Here is a 17,758-nt window from a genome sequence, read left to right as displayed (position 1 = left end):
CGACGGGCGTCGCCATGCTTGGCCGGCGCCGGGCGGCCCTGGACGGCGGCATGTGCCGCCTCGTACCGGAAAGAATTCCGCCCGGATCAACTCAAGGTTGCCACTGAGTGAGCAGGCGATGCAACTCGGCGATATCCGTTTCGTTGTGCAGACGCTCGCGCGCGTCGCGATCGGATAGCAGTTGCGCGATTTCCGACAGGATTTCGAGGTGCTGCTGGGTGGCTTGCTCGGGGACGAGCAGGAAGATCAGGAGACCGACCGGCTGGCCGTCGGGCGCTTCGAACGGAATCGCATCGGCGAGGCGGACGAACGCGGCGAGCGGGTGCTTGAGACCCTTGATGCGGCCGTGCGGAATCGCGACCCCTTCGCCGAGCCCGGTCGAACCGAGGCGCTCGCGCGCGAACAGGTTGTCCGTGACGGTGCTGCGGGCGATGCCGTTCTGATTCTCGAACATCAGCCCGGCTTGTTCGAAGACGCGTTTCTTGCTGGTGACTGAGAGGTCGATGACGACGTTCTCTATGGGCAGGATTTTGGCTAGGCGATTCATGTTGGCAGGCGATTGGGCGGCCTGGGGTCTCCTTGCTGCGGCAGACTGATTTTCCATGTTCGGCGATATCAAGGCATGTGGCATCGGCAACCTGCTACGCAGCTACCGCACCCAGCGCCCCCCGGCGATAACCGAAACATTATAGAGCACAGCCGCGTGCGTGGCGCAGCCCGGACTGACCGGTTGCACCTCTGCGCGGAGTCGCAAAAAAAACGCCCGGCGAACCGGGCGGCGTACGTGTTGCGGTAAAGGTTATTGCGGCGGCAGTTCGATCTGGTCGATCGACGGTTGAAGCTTGATCGGGTCGTGCGCGTGCGTTTGCAGGCGCTCCATGTGCTTGACGACCTGGCGATCCAGCTTGTCGATCAGCAAATCGATCGCAGCGTACAGGTTGCCGTTCGCGCTTTCGACGAAGATGTCCTTGCCCTTCAGGTGCAGGTTGATTTCCGCGCGCTGCTGCTTGTCCTTTTCCTTGTGGTTGTCGACCGAGAGGATCACAGTGCCATCGATCACCTGATCGCTATGCCGTAGCACCCTGTCCAGCTTGGTGATCACGTATTCGCGAATTGCAGGCGTGACTTCGAGATGATGTCCACTGATCTTCAGGTTCATAGTGCTTCTCCAAGCGAGTGGCCACCCGGCCGCATCGAGGCGGCGCTCCGGTCGACTTGCCCGTGCCGCACGAAGCGGCGTATATCGCGGACAGATCGTCCGGCCTGTTCCCCGTGTGCGCGGTGGCCGGGACACGCCTGCCGCCGGGCAGGCAGCAGGCTTAAAGAGACTTGCGCAGATTCACTGCCGGGATCTTGAGGGCTTCGCGATATTTCGCAACCGTGCGGCGCGCGACCACGAAACCCTGTTCTGCCAGCAGCTCGGCAATGCGGCTGTCCGAAAGTGGCGATTTTGGGTCTTCAGCTCCTATCAGTTGCTTGATCAGGGCTCGGATGGCGGTCGACGAGGCGGCGCCACCGGTGTCGGTCGAGACGTGAGATCCGAAGAAGTACTTAAATTCAAGCGTCCCGAACGGGGTCAGCATGTACTTCCCGGTTGTCACACGGCTGACAGTCGACTCGTGTAGGCCCAGCGTATCAGCTATTTCCCGCAAAACCAAGGGGCGCATGGCAATTTCACCGTGCGCAAAGAAATTCTTCTGACGCTCGACAATAGCCTGCGCGACACGCAGGATCGTGTCGAAACGCTGCTGGATATTCTTGATCAGCCAGCGTGCTTCCTGGAGCTGCTGCTTCAGCGAACCGGCCGACGGATCGCCGCGGCTGTTGCGCAGGATGTTCGCGTACAGGTTGTTGATCCGCAGGCGCGGCACGACCTCCGGATTGAGCTCCGCGAGCCATCCCTGGCCGGCCTTCTTCACGATGATGTCGGGCACGACGTAGTCGGCTTCGGCCTTGCCGTACGCGGCGCCGGGGAACGGCTCCAGCGAGCGGATCAGCGCATGCGCGTCGCGCAGCGCGTCGTCGCTCGCCTTCAGGTGCTTGCGCAACCGGGTGAAGTCGCGCGCGGCGAGCAGTTCGAGATGCTGCGACACGATCTCGAGCGCGAGCGTGCGCGTCGGGGACGGATCGAGGCGCAGCAGCTGCAGCTTCAGGCATTCGGACGCCGAGCGCGCGCCGACGCCGGGCGGGTCGAAGCTGTGCAGCAGCGCGAGCGCCGCGTTCAGTTCGTCGCAGTCGATCTCCAGTTCGGGCGGCAGGTCGGCGAGCACTTCGTCGAGCGTCGCGGTCAGGTAGCCGTCGTCGTCGAGCGACTCGATCAGGAACATCACGAGCGCGCGATCGCGCGGGCCGGCCTGCGTGACGCGCAACTGCGCGGACAGGTGGTCGCGCAGCGACGTGGCGGCTTCCTGCACCTGAAGCGGCGGGAGGTCGTCGTCGTCGGACGCGCCGCTCGAGCGGCCGAATTCGTCGAGATTCCATTGCGGGCCGTCGTTGCCGTCGCCGGACCCGTAGCCGTCGTATTCGTCGGCGGCGGCCGGCTCGTCGCGCTCCGCGCGATCGCTGGACGTGCTGCTGCCGTTGGTCGAGGCCGGCTCGGTGTTCTGCGCGGGGGGCGTCTGCGCGATCAGCGATCCGTCCGCCGCGACACGCAGCGGGCTCGCGATCCATTCGTCGTCGTTCTCGAGCAGCGGGTTCTGCGCGACGGCCATCGCGACTTCCTGTTGCAGTTCGAGCGTCGACAACTGCAGGAGCCGGATCGACTGCTGCAGCTGCGGCGTCAGCGCCAGATGTTGCGACAGGCGGAGTTGAAGGCTGGCTTTCATGGCAAGGAGGGAGTCATACCGGCAGTTTGCCACGACCCAGGCGCATTGAGCCATCCGCGATTACGCGCGGCGCGCCGCCCGGCCGCGGGCAGGGCCGCGGGCGTGGATGCAAAGCCGGGCGCGGCCCCGCACGGCGATGCCGGGCGGGGTGCAGCCAGCCACGAGGGGGAGTTACATGCGGAAGTGTTCGCCGAGGTATACGCGGCGCACGCTTTCGTTTTCGATGATTTCGCTCGGTGCGCCGGAGGCGAGCACCGAGCCGTCGCTGATGATGTACGCGTGATCGCAGATGCCGAGCGTTTCGCGGACGTTGTGATCGGTGATCAGCACGCCGATGTTGCGCTGCTTGAGGAACTTGACGATCTTCTGGATCTCGAGCACCGCGATCGGGTCGACGCCGGCGAACGGTTCGTCGAGCAGGATGAAGTTCGGGTTGGTCGCGAGCGCGCGTGCGATTTCGACGCGGCGCCGTTCACCGCCCGACAGCGACAGCGCGGGGTTCTCGCGCAGGTGGCCGATCTGCAGTTCGTCGAGCAGCGCTTCGGTGCGCGACGAGATCGCGTCCTTCGACAGCCGCTTGCCGTCTTCGCCGTGCTGCAGCTCGAGCACCGCGCGGATGTTCTCCTCGACGGTCAGCTTGCGGAACACGGACGCTTCCTGCGGCAGGTACGACAGGCCGAGCGATGCGCGCTTGTGGATCGGCAGCAGGCTGATCGAGCTGCCGTTCAGCGAGATCTCGCCCGCGTCGAGCGGCACGAGGCCGACGATCATGTAGAACGACGTGGTCTTGCCGGCGCCGTTCGGGCCGAGCAGGCCGACGACTTCGCCGCTCTTCACGTCGAGCGACACGTCCTTGACGACCGTGCGCGAGCCGTAGCGCTTCTTCAGGTTGCGGACGACGAGCGAGCTCGTGGTGCCGGCAGGTTGGCGGTTCGGTAGCGCGTTCATTGGCCCGGCGCTCCCTGGATCGTGGTCGACGGCGACAGCTTCGCCGGCGCACCGTTCAGCGGCGCGGGGCCGCCGTTCTTCGGCGACAGCATCGCGCGCACGCGGCCGTTCGGGTTGCCCGGCGCGGCGACGTCCTTGCCGCCCTTTGCGGTGTAGAAGTCGCGCTGGCCGTCGTACGTGATCACGCTGCCGTGCACGGTGTCGGCGATCGTCGACGTGCCCTGCAGGCGGCGTACGGTCGCGGCGGTCGTCAGCGTGGTCAGGTCCTGCTTGCCGTCGTAGTCGATGCGCTCGGCGTCGCCGTCGATGTATTCGTCGAGGCCTTCGCGCTTTTGGCGGAACGTCGCGTGCTTCTTGCCGCTGCCGTACGAGGTGGCGTACTGATAGCCTTCCGGGTCCTGGCGCACTTCGACGCGATCGCCCTTGATGATGATCGTGCCCTTCGTGATCACGACGTTGCCGGTCGCGACCGTGACCTGCTTCAGGTCGTCATAGGTCAGGTTGTCGGCCTCGACGTTGATCGGCTTGCTCTGGTCGGCCTTCTCGGCATGGGCGAGCGGCGCCAGCCCGACGAGCGGGAGCGCCACGAGCGTCGCGGCGAGCGCGGCGCGGACGGCGCGCGCAGCGCCGCCGGAAATCTGTCGAGGGAACGGTTCGTTCATGCAGTCACGTGAGGGATGCGTCACTTGGGTTGACCTTTCGAGCCGCCGGACGTGTCCTGCGCGGCGATCGTGCCGCGCACGTTGCCGTAAAGCTCGATGACCCGGGTGACGTTGTTGTACTTCATGCCGTCGGTCGCGTTGACGAGCGACAGGCCGCGCTGAAGTTTAACCGGCTTTTCGGTCTGGATCACATCGTCATTGACGAAGATCCGGAAATGCTGGGAATCGGCCTGCATCTGCGGATCGCCGCCGCCGGCCGCGCGCAGGATGCGTGCATTGTCGTACAAATCGACGATCGACACGTCGCCGTTGACGGTGCCGCGCTTCGCGGTGGTCGTGACGACCGGCTTGCCGGGCTGGAACGCGCGCATGGCCGGATCGGTCAGGTCGCTGTTTTCGGTGTCTTCGTAGTGGATCAGCTTCGCGGCCGTCAGCCGGTACTGGGTCGAGCCCGACTGGTCGAGCTCGGTGACCGAGAAGTTGTCCGCGAAATAGTCGGGCGTGTGGCGCTTCGGCTGCACGGTGCCCTCGCCGGGCGGCGGCAGCGTGGCCTGCAGCAGCCACCACGTGATGCCTGCGAGCGCGGCGACCGCGACGAGCGGCAGCAGCTGGGTCCAGCGGAAATGCGTACTCATCCGTCAGGCTCCGCAGGCCGCTGCGAGCAGCGCGTCGTAGCGGCGCTGCGCGCGCAGGATCGCGTCGCAGACTTCGCGCACGGCGCCCTGGCCGCCGCGGGCCTCGGCGACCCAGTGCGCGCGGGCGATCACCTCGGGGTGCGCGTTCGCGGGGGCCGTCGCGAAGCCGCAGCGCAGCATCACGGGCAGGTCGGGCCAGTCGTCGCCCATGTAGCCGCACGCGTCGGCGGTGAGGCCGAGCGACGCGATCAGGTCGGCGAACACGGTGAGCTTGTTCTCGACGCCCTGGAACAGGTGCGCGATCTTCATTTCCTTCGCGCGCGCCGCGACGATGTCCGAGCGGCGGCCCGTGATGATCGCGGTCGCGATGCCGGCTTCGCCGAGCAGCTTCACGCCGTGGCCGTCGAGCGAATTGAACGACTTCATCGTGTCGCCGGTCGCGGTAAACAGCAGGCCGCCGTCGGTCAGCACGCCGTCGACGTCGAAAATCATCAGCTTCACGCGGCTCGCGCGTTCGGCCGCAGTCAGCGCTGCGCTCATCAGATCACCTTCTTCGAAAACAGGTCGTGCATGTTCAGCGCGCCGATCAGCACGCCGTCGGCATCGACCACCAGCATCTGGTTGATCCGGTGGCGCTCCATCAGTTCCACGGCTTCGACCGCGAGGTGATCCGGTGCGATCGTGCGCGGGTCGCGCGTCATCACGTCGGTGATCGGCAGCGTGCGGAAATCGCCGTCGCGCGCGAGCACGCGGCGCAGGTCGCCGTCCGTGAAGATACCGACGACCTTGCCGCCGGCGTCGACCACGGCCGTCATGCCGAGGCGCTTCGCGGTGATCTGGAACAGCGCGTCCGACAGCGTCGCGTCGAGCCCGATGGACGGGACGTCGTCGCCCGAGCGCATCACGTCGCGCACATACGTGAGCAGGCGCCGGCCGAGTGCGCCGCCCGGGTGCGAGCGCGCGAAATCTTCCGAACCGAAGCCGCGCGCGTCGAGCACGGCGACGGCGAGCGCATCGCCGAGCGCGAGCGCGGCGGTCGTGCTCGCGGTGGGCGCGAGGTTCAGCGGGCACGCTTCCTTCGACACTGCCGCGTTCAGGTTCACGTCGGCGAGCGTGCCGAGGCTCGACCCCGCGCGGCCCGTGATCGCGATCAGCTTCGCGCCGATCCGCTTCACGAGCGGCAGGATCGCGACGAGCTCTTCCGATTCGCCTGAATAGGAGATGCCGATGAAGACGTCGTCGGAGGTGACCATCCCGAGGTCGCCGTGGCTGGCCTCGGCGGGGTGGACGAAGAAGGCCGGCGTACCGGTGCTGGCCAGCGTGGCTGCGATCTTGCGGGCGATATGCCCCGATTTGCCGATACCGGACACCACCACGCGGCCGCGGCAGCCGAGCAGCAGCGCGACGGCCTGGACGAAGCCGCCGTCGAGCTGGTCGCGCAGCGCGCGCACGGCGTCCGCCTCGATGTCGAGCACGTCGCGGGCGAGCGCGAGCGCCCGATCATCATTGATTTTCGCTATCATGCGCGGAGTATAGCAAAGGCGTTTGTTCGCCGCGCCGGGCCTTCGGACTCGTCCGATGCCGCCTGTCCACCGCCACCACCCGCGCCCGCATTGCCGTGGCCCCGACGAACGAGGACGCTTCGCCTGTGATTTCCCCGCTCGAAATGACTCTGCTGCTGCTGCTGGCTTCGGTGGTGGGCGTCGTCGTATTCCGTTCGTTGAACCTGCCGCCGATGCTCGGCTACCTGACCGTCGGCATCCTGGTCGGCCCGCACGCGCTCGGCATCACGGCGGATCTCGAACGGGCCGAGCATCTCGCGGAATTCGGCGTGGTGTTCCTGATGTTCTCGATCGGCCTCGAATTCTCGCTGGCGAAGCTGAGGTCGATGCAGCGGCTCGTGTTCGGGCTCGGGCTGCTGCAGGTCGTCGCGACGCTGGTGCTCGCGCTCGCGCTCGGCGCGCTGTTCGAACGCTGGGAGCACCTCACATGGCAGGGCAGCATCGCGCTCGGCGGCGCGCTCGCGATGTCGTCGACGGCGATCGTGTCGAAGATGCTCGCCGAGCGGCTCGAGATCGAGACCGAGCACGGCCGCAACATCTTCGGCGTGCTGCTGTTCCAGGATCTCGCGGTCGTGCCGCTGCTGATCGTGATCGCCGCGTTCGGCGCCGAATCGTCGAAGGACCTCGCGCTCACGCTTGGCGTCGCGGCGGTCAAGATCGTGATCGCGCTTACGCTGCTGCTGGTCATCGGGCAGCGCTTCATGACGCGCTGGCTCAACGTCGTCGCGCGGCGCCGCTCGCAGGAGCTGTTCGTGCTGAACCTGCTGCTCGTCACGCTGGGCGCCGCGTTCATCACCGACAAGTTCGGCCTGTCGCTCGCGCTCGGCGCGTTCATCGCGGGGATGCTCATTTCCGAGACGCCGTTCCGCCATCAGGTGGAAGAGGACATCAAGCCGTTCCGCGACGTGCTGCTCGGCCTGTTCTTCGTGACGACGGGCATGCTGCTCGATCCGCGCGTGATCTGGGAGCACCCGCTCCTCGTGCTCGGCTTCTTCGTCGGGCAGATCCTGTTCAAGGCGACGACGATCACCGGGCTCGCGCGGCTGTTCGGCGCGACGCCGGGCGTCGCGATGCGCACCGGCATCGGCCTCGCGCAGGCCGGCGAATTCGGCTTCGTGCTGCTGAACCTGATCCTCGACCGGCATCTCGTCGATTCGACGCTGCTGCAGGCGATCCTCGCGTCGATGCTGCTGTCGATGCTCGCCGCGCCGTTCCTGATCCAGAACGCCGACCGGATCGTGATGCGGCTGTCGTCGACCGAATGGATGCAGCAGTCGCTGCAGATGACGCGGATCGCGACGCAAAGCCTGAAGCAGCGCGGCCACGTGATCATATGCGGCTACGGCCGGGCCGGGCAGAACCTGGCACGGATGCTCGAACAGGAAGGCATTTCGTACGTCGCGCTCGACCTCGACCCCGATCGCGTGAGTGCGGCCGCGGCGGCCGGCGAATCGGTCGTGTTCGGCGACGCGGCGCGCCGCGAGTCACTGCTCGCGGCCGGTATCCACCGCGCGGCGGCCGTCGCGATCACCTATGCGAACACGCCGTCGGCGCTGCGCGTGCTGCATCACGTGCACGAACTCGAGCCGACGCTGCCCGCGATCGTGCGTACCGTCGACGATGCCGATCTCGAAAAGCTGCTCGCGGCCGGCGCGACCGAGGTGATTCCGGAGATCGTCGAGGGCAGCCTGATGCTCGCGTCGCACACGCTGGTGCTGGTCGGCGTGCCGATGCGCAAGGTGGTGCGGCGCGTCGAGGAAATGCGCGACGAGCGCTACAGCCTGCTGCGCGGCTATTTCCGCGGCGCGGATGACGCGGACGACGACGACCACGAGCAGGTGCGGCTACAATCGGTGCCGGTCGATGCGCGCGCGGACGCGGTCGGGCGTTCGCTGGAAGAACTCGGGCTGTATGCGCTCGGGCTGGAAGTCACGGCGATCCGCCGGCACGGCATCCGCGGCGTCGAACCCGATCCGCAGACCAAGCTGCGCGCGAGCGACATCGTGGTGCTGCGCGGGCTGCCCGAGGCGCTCGCGCTCGCGGAGGAGCGGTTGTCGCGCCATCGGCGCGATCCGCCGGCCGCGGCCGCCTGAGTCGCGATTTACGACCCGACCCGTATTGATTCGAAACGGTGCCCGATCTTCGCGCACCGTTTTTTTCGGAGAGTTTCATGCCGCATTCGTCGCCGGGCGCACCGCTCGATCCGGTCGCCTTCATCCACAGCCAGATCCGCACGGTGCCCGACTGGCCGCAGCCGGGCGTGCAGTTCCGCGACATTACGACGCTGCTGCAGAGCCCGAAGGCGCTGCGCATCCTCGTCGACCTGTTCGTCGAACGCTATGTCGATGCAAAGCTCGACTACGTCGCGGGCCTCGACGCGCGCGGCTTCATCATCGCGCCGATCGTCGCGTACGAGTTGAGCGTCGGTTTCGTGCCGATCCGCAAGGTCGGCAAGCTGCCGTACAAGACGCGCTCGGAATCGTACGACCTCGAATACGGCAGCGCGACGGTCGAGATCCACGAAGACGCGTGCCGCCCCGGCGACCGCGTGATCATCATGGACGACCTGATCGCGACCGGCGGCACGATGATGGCGGGGCGCAACCTGCTGCAGCGGCTCGGCGCGGTGGTCGTCGAAGGCGCGGCGATCATCGACCTGCCCGATCTCGGCGGCTCGACGCTGCTGCGCAACGCCGGACTGCCCGTCTATACCGTTACCGAATTCGCCGGCCACTGAGCGACGGTCCGCCCGGGCACATCGCCCGGGTTCGTCGCATTGGTTCAACGCGTTGGTTCACCGCATTGGTTCACGTTTCGCAGCGAGGTCACGATGCCCAACTTCATGCTGTTTCTTGCCACGTCGGTCGCGATCACGTTCGCGCCCGGTCCCGACAACCTGCAGGTGCTCGCCCGCGGCATCTCGCAGGGTCGCGCGGCCGGCTTCGTCGCCGCGCTCGGCTTCACCGCCGGGATCCTGTTCCACACGACGCTCGCGGCACTCGGCGTGGCGGCCGTGCTGCGTTCGTCGCCCGTCGCGTTCGAGATCCTGAAGCTCGCGGGCGCCGCGTACCTCGTGTGGATCGGCATCAAGGCGCTGCGCAGCCAGGGCCTTGCGAATGCGCATGCGCGCCCGCCGCAGCCGCTCGGCACGATCTTCCGGCAGAGCGTGATCGGCAACCTGATGAACCCGAAGGTCACGCTGTTCTTCGTCGTGTTCCTGCCGCAGTTCGTCGATCCGCACGGCGCGCAGGGCGTGACGCTGCAGATGTTCGAGCTCGGCGCGCTGTTCATGCTGCAGACGGCCGTGGTCTTCTCGCTGTTCGGCGTGGGTGCGGGCATGATCGGCGCGTGGCTGAAGCGCCGCCCGAAGGCCGGCGTGTGGCTCGACCGCATTGCCGGCGCGACGTTCATCGCGATCGGCATCCGTGTCGCGCTGAAGGACTGAGCGCGATGACGTTTCCGTGCATCGCGGCCGCGCGCCGCTTCGATCCGGCCGCGCACCTGCGTTTCGAGATCGCCGGCCAGGCGGTCGGCTGGGTGCGCCGCCAGGACGTCGCGAAGCTCGCGCGCTGGCCCGACGTGTTCGAGCTGACCGGCGAGCGCGTCGTGCTGTCGGCGCGCTACGACTCGGTCGACGCGCGCAGCATGGCGCTCGCGAGCGCGATCGGCGCACTGGCGGCCGAGGGCGCGATTCCAGGCTGGCGCGACGAGATCTACGCGATCCGCAACCGCTTCGACGATCCGCCGCTCGCCTACATCGAGCGCGCCGCGTCGCGCTTCTTCGGCACGCAGACCTATGCGGTGCACGTGAACGGCATCGTAGAATATGCGGTTGCGCCGGGCGAGCCGCCCGCCGCTGCCGTGCCGCGGATGTGGCTCGGCCGTCGCAGCGAGACCAAGGCCACCGACCCCGGCATGCTCGACAACGTCGTCGCCGGCGGCATCGGCTGGGGGCTGGGCGTTCACGAGACGCTCGCGAAGGAATGCTGGGAAGAAGCCGGCATTCCGCCCGAACTGGCCGCGCGCGCGATCGCGGGCCGCGCGGTGCAGGTGCTGAACTCGCTGCCGGAAGGCACGCAGTCCGAACTGATCTTCGTGTACGACCTGCCGCTGCCGCACGATTTCGCGCCGCGCAACCAGGACGGCGAAGTGGCCGAGCACCTGCTGGCCGGCGTGCCCGAGGTGATCGGCTGGCTGCGCGACGGCCGCGCGACGATGGATGCGAGCCTCGCGACGCTCGACACGCTGCTGCGCCACCGCTGGATTCCGGCGGCCGATGCGGCCGGGATCGACGCGCTGTTCGCACCGGCCGCGTGACGCAGCCGCGGCGAACGGACCATTTGACGAATACGGAAACAAAGGGAGTAGCGGTCATGCCGACCGATCACAGCTTTATCTTGAAACTGTCGTGCCCCGATCGGCACGGCATCGTCCATGCGGTCTCGGGCTTCCTGTTCGAGCGCAGCAACAACATCCTCGATTCGGCGCAGTTCGGCGACAGCCGGACCAGCGAGTTCTTCATGCGCGTGCACTTCGAACAGGACGGTGGCGGCGTGGATGCCGCATCGGCGCTCGACACGCTGCGCAAGGAGTTTGCGCCGCTCGCCGAGCAGTTCTCGATGCGCTGGGAGCTGCACGACGCGGCCGTGAAGCCGCGCGTCGTGATCATGGTGTCGAAGATCGGCCACTGCCTGAACGACCTGCTGTTCCGCTATCGCACCGGCCAGCTGCCGATCGAGATCCCGGCGATCGTGTCGAACCACAAGGAGTTCTACCAGCTCGCCGCGAGCTACAACATTCCGTTCCATCACTTTCCGCTGATCGGCGGCTCGTCCGATGCCGCGAAGGCCGCGCAGGAAGCGCGCGTGCTGGAAGTGATCGACGAGCACCAGGCCGATCTCGTCGTGCTCGCGCGCTACATGCAGATCCTGTCGCCGAACATGTGCGAGCAGCTCGCCGGGCGCGCGATCAACATCCACCATTCGTTCCTGCCGAGTTTCAAGGGCGCGAAGCCGTACTACCAGGCGTTCGACCGCGGCGTGAAGCTGATCGGCGCGACCGCGCACTACGTGACGACCGATCTCGACGAAGGCCCGATCATCGAACAGGAAGTGGAGCGCGTCGACCACAGCATGACACCCGACCAGCTGACCGCGATCGGCCGCGACGTCGAGTGCGTGACGCTCGCGCGGGCGGTGAAGTGGCACGTCGAGCACCGGATCGTGCTGAACGGGACGAAGACGGTCGTGTTCCGCTGATGCGATGGCGGCCGGATAGTCGGCCCCGTCGGCCCCGGCAAACAAAAACGCCGCCTCCTACGGAGTGCGGCGTTTTTTATTGCGTGAGCGCGGCAGTCTGCTTCAGATCAGCCGCAGCAGGTACAGCTCGCGCTTCAGGTACGCATAGAAGATCGGCGCGGCGATCACGCCGGGCAGCCCGAACGCGGCTTCCATGATCAGCATCGCGAGCAGCAGCTCCCACGCACGCGACTCGATCTGGCCGCCGATGATCTTCGCGTTCAGGAAATACTCGAGCTTGTGGATGACGACGAGGAACGCGAGCGACGCGATCGCCGTGCCCATGCTGACCGACAGCGACACGGCGACGATCAGCGTGTTCGAGATCAGGTTGCCGATCACCGGCAGCAAGCCGACGATGAACGTGACGAGCACGAGCGTTTTCGACAGCGGCAGCCGCTGGTGGAAGATCGGCAGCGCGACGAGCAGGTAGATGCCCGTGAACACCGCGTTGATCGCCGAGATCTTGATCTGCGCGAACACGATCCGGCGGAAGGCGTCGGCGAAGCGCGACACGCGCGTGACGAGCGCGGTCGACAGCGGCCGGCGCACCTTGCCGTGCTCGACGCCGATCGCGATCATCGCGCCGATGATCATCCCGAACAGCACGTGGCCGAAGCCGCGCGCGACGCTCTTGCCGCTCTGCTGGAGCTGGTCCATGTGCGAGTGCATCAGCACGGCCGCCCTCGTCTTCATCTGCTCGACGTCGACGGGCAGCAGGTTCGCGATCCAGGCCGGCGTGCGCGCACGCGTTTGCTCGACGATCTGCATCAGCTGGCCGAGCAGGCTCTGCAGGTTCGGCACCGTGTGCTCGAAATGCTCGATGATGGCGAGCGTCAGGCCGGTGAGCGCGCCGACGATCGCGATCGACAGCAGCACGACGGCGACCCAGCGCGCGCGCATGCTCGTGGTATGGCGTTCGATCACGGGCGCGATCGTGTGGATCAGCTGGTAGACGAGCAGGCCGGCCAGCATTCCGCCGAGCAGCTTGAGCTCGATCACGAGCCACATGGCGAGGAGCGCGAATACGTAGCTGCCGATCTCGAGCGCCGACAGCTTCGGCAGGCTGAAGTCGCTCGTCAGCCGCACGCTGCGCAGGTGCGGTTCGCGATTCTGCGCATCGCGCGACGAGTCTGGTTGCTTCTCCATCGTGGATTCCTGTCGTTCGTGTGTCATGCCGCGGAATGCGCGGCAGAGCCGCGTTCGCCCGGCGCTGCACCGGATTGGTGCGTACGGCGAACCTTACGACCGTAAAGTATAGCTGCCATTATGGTCCGCAACGGGGCCGTTTGGCGCGTGGTGTAAACGCAGAAGGGAAAACGAGGGGAGGCCGGTTGCGCGGCGCGGAGGGACGCGCGCGCGGCCGGGCGGCCGCGCGCGGGAAGGGCGGGCGCGTCAGCCGGCCGCGACCTTGCGGGTCGGGCGCTTGAGCAGCGGCGCGAGGTACTTGCCGGTGAAGCTCGCCTTCGTCTTCGCGACCTGCTCGGGCGTGCCCTGCGCGATGATCTGGCCGCCGCCGGCGCCGCCTTCGGGGCCGAGGTCGATCACCCAGTCGGCCGTCTTGATCACGTCGAGGTTGTGCTCGATGATCACGACCGTGTTGCCCTGGTCGCGCAACCGGTGGATCACTTCGAGAAGCAGCGCGATGTCGTGGAAGTGCAGGCCGGTGGTCGGCTCGTCGAGGATGTACAGCGTGCGGCCGGTGTCGCGCTTCGACAGCTCCAGCGACAGCTTCACGCGCTGCGCCTCGCCGCCCGACAGCGTCGTGGCCGACTGGCCGAGGCGGATGTAGCCGAGGCCGACGTCGAGCAGCGTCTTCAGCTTGCGCGCGATGACCGGCACCGCGCTGAAGAACTCGTACGCGTGCTCGACCGTCATGTCGAGCACTTCGCTGATGTTCTTGCCCTTGTACTGCACTTCGAGCGTTTCGCGGTTGTAGCGCTTGCCGTGGCACACGTCGCACGGCACGTAGACGTCCGGCAGGAAGTGCATCTCGACCTTCAGCACGCCGTCGCCCTGGCACGATTCGCAGCGGCCGCCCTTCACGTTGAACGAGAAGCGGCCCGGATCGTAGCCGCGCTCCTTCGAGGTCGGCACGCCCGAGAACAGCTCGCGGATCGGCGTGAACAGGCCCGTGTACGTGGCCGGGTTCGAGCGCGGCGTGCGGCCGATCGGCGACTGGTCGACGTTGATCACCTTGTCGAAGTGCTCGAGGCCCTCGATCGCCTCGTGCGGCGCCGGCTCGGCCGACGAACCGTACAGGTGGCGCGCGACCGCGTGATACAGCGTGTCGTTGATCAGCGTCGACTTGCCGGAGCCCGACACGCCGGTGATGCAGGTCAGCAGGCCGACCGGCAGTTCGAGATCGACGTGCTTCAGGTTGTTGCCGTGCGCGTCGACGATGCGCAGCATCCGCTCGGGATCGGGTGCGAGCCGCTCGTCCGGATATTCGATGACGCGCTTGCCGACCAGGTACTGGCCCGTCAGCGACTGCGGGTTCGACTGCACCTGCTTCGGCGTGCCTTCGGCCACGATCACGCCGCCGTGCTCGCCCGCGCCGGGGCCCATGTCGACGACGTAGTCGGCCGTGCGGATCATGTCCTCGTCGTGCTCGACGACGATCACCGAGTTGCCGAGGTCGCGCAGGTGCTTGAGCGTCGCGATCAGGCGGTCGTTGTCGCGCTGGTGCAGGCCGATCGACGGCTCGTCGAGCACGTACATCACGCCCGTGAGGCCCGAGCCGATCTGCGACGCGAGCCGGATGCGCTGCGCCTCGCCGCCCGACAGCGTCTCGGCACTGCGCTCGAGCGACAGGTAGTCGAGACCGACGTTGTTCAGGAACGTGAGGCGCGCGACGATTTCCTTGATCACCTTGTCGGCGATCTCGCGCTTCGCGCCTTCGAGCGTCAGGCCGTCGAAATAGCCGAGCGCGTCGCGCAGCGGCCAGCCGCTGATTTCATAGATGCCGCGCGCGTAGTCGCCGGTGCCGATCCGCACGTGGCGCGCCTCGCGGCGCAGGCGCGTGCCGTCGCACGACGGGCACGGCTGGTTGTTCTGGTACTTCGACAGCTCTTCACGCACCGCGACCGAATCGGTCTCGCGGTAGCGGCGCTCGAGGTTCGGGATGATCCCTTCGAACACGTGCTCGCGGATTGTCGTGCGGCCGCGCTCGTTGATGTACGAGAACGGGATCGTCTGCTTGCCCGAGCCGAACAGCAGCACCTTCCGGATCTTTTCCGGCAGGTCCTCGAACGCGGCGTCGATGTCGAATTCGTAGAACGCCGCGAGACTCTGCAGCATCTGGAAGTAGAACTGGTTGCGGCGGTCCCAGCCCTTCACGGCGCCGGCGGCGAGCGACAGCGACGGGTGCGCGACGACCCGCTTCGGGTCGAAGAACGTGATCTGGCCGAGGCCGTCGCATTCCGGGCACGCGCCCATCGGGTTGTTGAACGAGAACAGCCGCGGCTCGAGCTCCTGCAGCGAGTACGAGCAGATCGGGCACGCGAACTTCGAGCTGAACAGGTATTCCTTGTCGGTATCCATCTCGAGCGCGATCGCGCGGCCGTCGGCGAGGCGCAGCGCCGTCTCGAACGATTCGGCGAGCCGCTGCTTCATGTCCGGGCGCACCTTCAGGCGGTCGACGACGACGTCGATCGTGTGCTTGTCGTTCTTCTTCAGCTTCGGCAGCGATTCGACCTCGTAGATCTTCGCGACGCCTTCGTTCGCGGCGCCGCCGCCCGAGCGCACGCGAAAGCGCACGAAGCCCTGCGCCTGCATGTCCTCGAACAACTCGGCGTGCTCGCCCTTGCGGTCGGCGACGACGGGCGCGAGGATCATCAGCTTGGTTTCCTCGGGCAGCGCGAGCGCCGCGTCGACCATCTGCGACACGCTCTGCGCCTCGAGCGGGATCTCGTGGTCGGGGCAGTAGGGCGTGCCGACACGTGCGTACAAAAGTCGCAGGTAGTCGTGGATCTCGGTGACCGTACCGACGGTCGAACGCGGGTTGTGGGACGTCGCCTTCTGCTCGATCGAGATCGCGGGCGACAGGCCCTCGATCAGGTCGACGTCGGGTTTCTCCATCAGCTGCAGGAACTGGCGGGCATACGCGGACAGGCTTTCGACGTAGCGGCGCTGGCCCTCGGCATAAAGGGTGTCGAACGCGAGCGACGACTTGCCCGACCCGGACAACCCGGTAATCACGATCAGCTTGTGGCGCGGCAGGTCGAGATTGACGTTTTTCAGGTTGTGGGTGCGTGCCCCACGGATACGGATCTGTTCCATGAACCTGGCGAAAATGGAGGGAACCAAACCTGCTACTATAACGGCTTTTCGAGACCGTCGTTTACGGCCCCCCGCCTTTACAGCAGGTGGCAGCAAGGCGACACCCGCACCGGGGAAAGCGCTCGCGCCGCACGGTTCCGGGCGGCCCGCAGGCTGTCTGCATCGTGCCCCGACGTGTCGCCCGCCAGGCCTTCCGGGCCGCCGGTCCTGATCTTCCGCCGCCCGCCGCCGGGCGGACATTCCGATCATTCGAAATTCATTCCCGATGTCCAATCCGTCCGCCACGTCTTCCCGCATGACCGCGCCCGAACTGCGCGCGACCACGTCGCTCGCGGCGATCTTCGCGCTGCGCATGCTCGGCCTGTTCATGATCATGCCGGTGTTCTCGGTCTACGCGAAAACCATCCCGGGCGGCGACAACGTGCTGCTCGTCGGCATCGCGCTCGGGGCCTACGGCGTCACGCAGTCGCTGTTCTACATCTTCTACGGCTGGGCATCCGACAAGTTCGGCCGCAAGCCGGTGATCGCCACGGGCCTCGTGATCTTCGCGATCGGCAGCTTCGTCGCCGCGTCCGCGCACGACATCACGTGGATCATCGTCGGCCGTGTGATCCAGGGGATGGGCGCGGTGTCGTCCGCGGTGCTCGCGTTCATCGCCGACCTGACCTCCGAGCAGAACCGCACGAAGGCGATGGCGATGGTCGGCGGGTCGATCGGCGTGTCGTTCGCGGTCGCGATCGTCGGTGCGCCGATCGTGTTCCACTGGGTCGGGATGAGCGGGCTGTTCGCGATCGTCGGCGTGCTGTCGATCCTCGCGATCGGCGTCGTGCTGTGGATCGTGCCCGACGTGGCGAAGCCCGTGCACGTGCCGGCGCCGTTCGCCGAGGTGCTGCACAACGTCGAGCTGCTGCGCCTGAACTTCGGCGTGCTGGTGCTGCATGCGACGCAGACGGCGCTGTTCCTCGTCGTGCCGCGCCTGCTGGTCGACGGCGGGCTGCCGGTCGCCGCGCACTGGAAGGTTTACCTGCCGGTGATGGGGCTCGCGTTCGTGATGATGGTCCCGGCGATCATCGTCGCGGAAAAACGGGGCAAGATGAAGCCGGTGCTGCTCGGCGGCATTCTGGCTATCCTGATTGGTCAATTGTTGCTCGGCAGCGCACCGCATACCATCCTGATTGTGGCGGCGATTCTGTTCGTCTACTTCCTCGGGTTCAACATCCTGGAAGCGTCGCAGCCGTCGCTCGTGTCGAAGCTGGCGCCGGGTTCGCGCAAGGGCGCGGCCACGGGCGTCTACAACACCACGCAGTCGATCGGGCTCGCGCTCGGCGGCATCGTGGGCGGCTGGCTGCTGAAGCACGGCGGCGCGAACACGGTCTTCTACACGTGTTCGGGGCTCGTGGCCGCGTGGCTTATAATCGCGGCCAATATGAAGGCGCCGCCGCGCAAGGCCTGAAGAACCTCATTTCGGGCAGGCCCGGTCGCGTGCCGGCTCGTCCGGCGGGCCGTCCCGGCGATAGGCGCGGGCGGCCCGGCATCGAATTTACTGGA

At 66.9% G+C, this 17,758-nt stretch carries 16 protein-coding genes; 6 read left to right on the top strand and 10 right to left on the bottom strand.

Annotation, left to right across the window (positions count from 1 at the left end):
* Nucleotides 1-91 precede the first annotated feature (91 nt).
* The 8 genes from AC5LXX_RS14400 to kdsD all read right to left on the bottom strand — a co-directional run bounded on the left by AC5LXX_RS14400 (nt 92) and on the right by kdsD (nt 6,593).
* Nucleotides 92-604, bottom strand: coding sequence for a PTS sugar transporter subunit IIA (locus tag AC5LXX_RS14400; RefSeq protein WP_034195643.1), 513 nt, complete (start codon nt 602-604; stop codon nt 92-94).
* 195 nt (nt 605-799) lie between these two features.
* Nucleotides 800-1,159 (bottom strand): ribosome hibernation-promoting factor, HPF/YfiA family, encoded by a 360-nt coding sequence (hpf, locus tag AC5LXX_RS14395; RefSeq protein ID WP_006477786.1) that lies wholly within the window; start codon nt 1,157-1,159, stop codon nt 800-802.
* Nucleotides 1,160-1,319: 160 nt separating this feature from the next.
* Complete coding sequence (locus AC5LXX_RS14390; protein ID WP_493409873.1) at nt 1,320-2,825, bottom strand: RNA polymerase factor sigma-54; 1,506 nt, start codon at nt 2,823-2,825, stop codon at nt 1,320-1,322.
* Nucleotides 2,826-2,996: 171 nt separating this feature from the next.
* Entirely contained in the window at nt 2,997-3,773 is a 777-nt protein-coding gene (gene lptB, locus AC5LXX_RS14385; protein WP_493409872.1) for an LPS export ABC transporter ATP-binding protein, read from the bottom strand.
* Nucleotides 3,770-4,435 (bottom strand): lipopolysaccharide transport periplasmic protein LptA, encoded by a 666-nt coding sequence (gene lptA / locus AC5LXX_RS14380; RefSeq protein ID WP_493409871.1) that lies wholly within the window; start codon nt 4,433-4,435, stop codon nt 3,770-3,772. The genes lptB and lptA overlap by 4 nt, the downstream gene beginning before the upstream one ends.
* Before the next feature lie 20 nt (nt 4,436-4,455).
* A complete protein-coding gene (gene lptC, locus AC5LXX_RS14375) occupies nt 4,456-5,070 on the bottom strand; it encodes an LPS export ABC transporter periplasmic protein LptC (RefSeq protein ID WP_493409870.1) in 615 nt (204 codons plus the stop codon).
* A 3-nt stretch (nt 5,071-5,073) separates the two neighbouring features.
* Nucleotides 5,074-5,610, bottom strand: coding sequence for a KdsC family phosphatase (locus tag AC5LXX_RS14370; protein ID WP_322088941.1), 537 nt, complete (start codon nt 5,608-5,610; stop codon nt 5,074-5,076).
* The gene (kdsD, locus tag AC5LXX_RS14365) at nt 5,610-6,593 is read right to left on the bottom strand and encodes an arabinose 5-phosphate isomerase KdsD (RefSeq protein WP_124452045.1); all 984 of its coding nucleotides are present in this window, start codon (nt 6,591-6,593) and stop codon (nt 5,610-5,612) included. Before kdsD ends, AC5LXX_RS14370 begins: the two co-directional genes overlap by 1 nt.
* A 125-nt stretch (nt 6,594-6,718) precedes the next feature.
* On the opposite strand from kdsD, the gene AC5LXX_RS14360 reads away from it, so the two are divergent.
* The 5 genes from AC5LXX_RS14360 to purU all read left to right on the top strand — a co-directional run bounded on the left by AC5LXX_RS14360 (nt 6,719) and on the right by purU (nt 11,890).
* Nucleotides 6,719-8,725: a monovalent cation:proton antiporter family protein gene (locus tag AC5LXX_RS14360; RefSeq protein WP_493409869.1), complete on the top strand. Its 2,007-nt coding sequence runs from the start codon at nt 6,719-6,721 to the stop codon at nt 8,723-8,725.
* Between the two features lie 77 nt (nt 8,726-8,802).
* Nucleotides 8,803-9,369: an adenine phosphoribosyltransferase gene (locus AC5LXX_RS14355; protein WP_011657958.1), complete on the top strand. Its 567-nt coding sequence runs from the start codon at nt 8,803-8,805 to the stop codon at nt 9,367-9,369.
* 93 nt (nt 9,370-9,462) lie between these two features.
* Nucleotides 9,463-10,077 (top strand): LysE family translocator, encoded by a 615-nt coding sequence (locus AC5LXX_RS14350; protein ID WP_124452042.1) that lies wholly within the window; start codon nt 9,463-9,465, stop codon nt 10,075-10,077.
* Nucleotides 10,078-10,082: 5 nt separating this feature from the next.
* Nucleotides 10,083-10,949 (top strand): NUDIX hydrolase, encoded by an 867-nt coding sequence (locus AC5LXX_RS14345; RefSeq protein ID WP_493409868.1) that lies wholly within the window; start codon nt 10,083-10,085, stop codon nt 10,947-10,949.
* 56 nt (nt 10,950-11,005) lie between these two features.
* Nucleotides 11,006-11,890: a formyltetrahydrofolate deformylase gene (purU, locus tag AC5LXX_RS14340; protein ID WP_006483149.1), complete on the top strand. Its 885-nt coding sequence runs from the start codon at nt 11,006-11,008 to the stop codon at nt 11,888-11,890.
* Between the two features lie 102 nt (nt 11,891-11,992).
* On the opposite strand, the gene AC5LXX_RS14335 is transcribed toward purU, so the two are convergent.
* Both AC5LXX_RS14335 and uvrA read right to left on the bottom strand, forming a co-directional pair.
* The gene (locus AC5LXX_RS14335) at nt 11,993-13,078 is read right to left on the bottom strand and encodes an AI-2E family transporter (RefSeq protein WP_493409867.1); all 1,086 of its coding nucleotides are present in this window, start codon (nt 13,076-13,078) and stop codon (nt 11,993-11,995) included.
* Nucleotides 13,079-13,324: 246 nt separating this feature from the next.
* Nucleotides 13,325-16,210: an excinuclease ABC subunit UvrA gene (gene uvrA / locus AC5LXX_RS14330; RefSeq protein WP_124452036.1), complete on the bottom strand. Its 2,886-nt coding sequence runs from the start codon at nt 16,208-16,210 to the stop codon at nt 13,325-13,327.
* Between the two features lie 265 nt (nt 16,211-16,475).
* On the opposite strand from uvrA, the gene AC5LXX_RS14325 reads away from it, so the two are divergent.
* Nucleotides 16,476-17,663 carry an MFS transporter gene (locus AC5LXX_RS14325; RefSeq protein ID WP_493409866.1) on the top strand — a complete coding sequence of 396 codons (1,188 nt, stop codon included), beginning with the start codon at nt 16,476-16,478 and terminating at the stop codon, nt 17,661-17,663.
* Nucleotides 17,664-17,758 lie beyond the last annotated feature (95 nt).

It is taken from the genome of Burkholderia torrens (assembly GCF_984668525.1).
Note: the sequence above shows the minus strand (reverse complement) of the source record. Positions and strands in the feature narration are given on the sequence as shown.

Bases quoted from the DNA above. Each gene is read 5' to 3' on its own strand.
- hpf (WP_006477786.1), bottom strand. From the start codon at position 1,159: ATGAACCTGAAGATCAGTGGACATCATCTCGAAGTCACGCCTGCAATT.
- AC5LXX_RS14390 (WP_493409873.1), bottom strand. From the start codon at position 2,825: ATGAAAGCCAGCCTTCAACTCCGCCTGTCGCAACATCTGGCGCTGACG.
- lptC (WP_493409870.1), bottom strand. From the start codon at position 5,070: ATGAGTACGCATTTCCGCTGGACCCAGCTGCTGCCGCTCGTCGCGGTC.
- purU (WP_006483149.1), top strand. From the start codon at position 11,006: ATGCCGACCGATCACAGCTTTATCTTGAAACTGTCGTGCCCCGATCGG.
- uvrA (WP_124452036.1), bottom strand. From the start codon at position 16,210: ATGGAACAGATCCGTATCCGTGGGGCACGCACCCACAACCTGAAAAAC.
- AC5LXX_RS14370 (WP_322088941.1), bottom strand. From the start codon at position 5,610: ATGAGCGCAGCGCTGACTGCGGCCGAACGCGCGAGCCGCGTGAAGCTG.
- AC5LXX_RS14345 (WP_493409868.1), top strand. From the start codon at position 10,083: ATGACGTTTCCGTGCATCGCGGCCGCGCGCCGCTTCGATCCGGCCGCG.
- lptA (WP_493409871.1), bottom strand. From the start codon at position 4,435: ATGAACGAACCGTTCCCTCGACAGATTTCCGGCGGCGCTGCGCGCGCC.
- AC5LXX_RS14355 (WP_011657958.1), top strand. From the start codon at position 8,803: ATGCCGCATTCGTCGCCGGGCGCACCGCTCGATCCGGTCGCCTTCATC.
- AC5LXX_RS14325 (WP_493409866.1), top strand. From the start codon at position 16,476: ATGTCCAATCCGTCCGCCACGTCTTCCCGCATGACCGCGCCCGAACTG.
- AC5LXX_RS14350 (WP_124452042.1), top strand. From the start codon at position 9,463: ATGCCCAACTTCATGCTGTTTCTTGCCACGTCGGTCGCGATCACGTTC.
- lptB (WP_493409872.1), bottom strand. From the start codon at position 3,773: ATGAACGCGCTACCGAACCGCCAACCTGCCGGCACCACGAGCTCGCTC.
- kdsD (WP_124452045.1), bottom strand. From the start codon at position 6,593: ATGATAGCGAAAATCAATGATGATCGGGCGCTCGCGCTCGCCCGCGAC.
- AC5LXX_RS14400 (WP_034195643.1), bottom strand. From the start codon at position 604: ATGGAAAATCAGTCTGCCGCAGCAAGGAGACCCCAGGCCGCCCAATCG.
- AC5LXX_RS14335 (WP_493409867.1), bottom strand. From the start codon at position 13,078: ATGGAGAAGCAACCAGACTCGTCGCGCGATGCGCAGAATCGCGAACCG.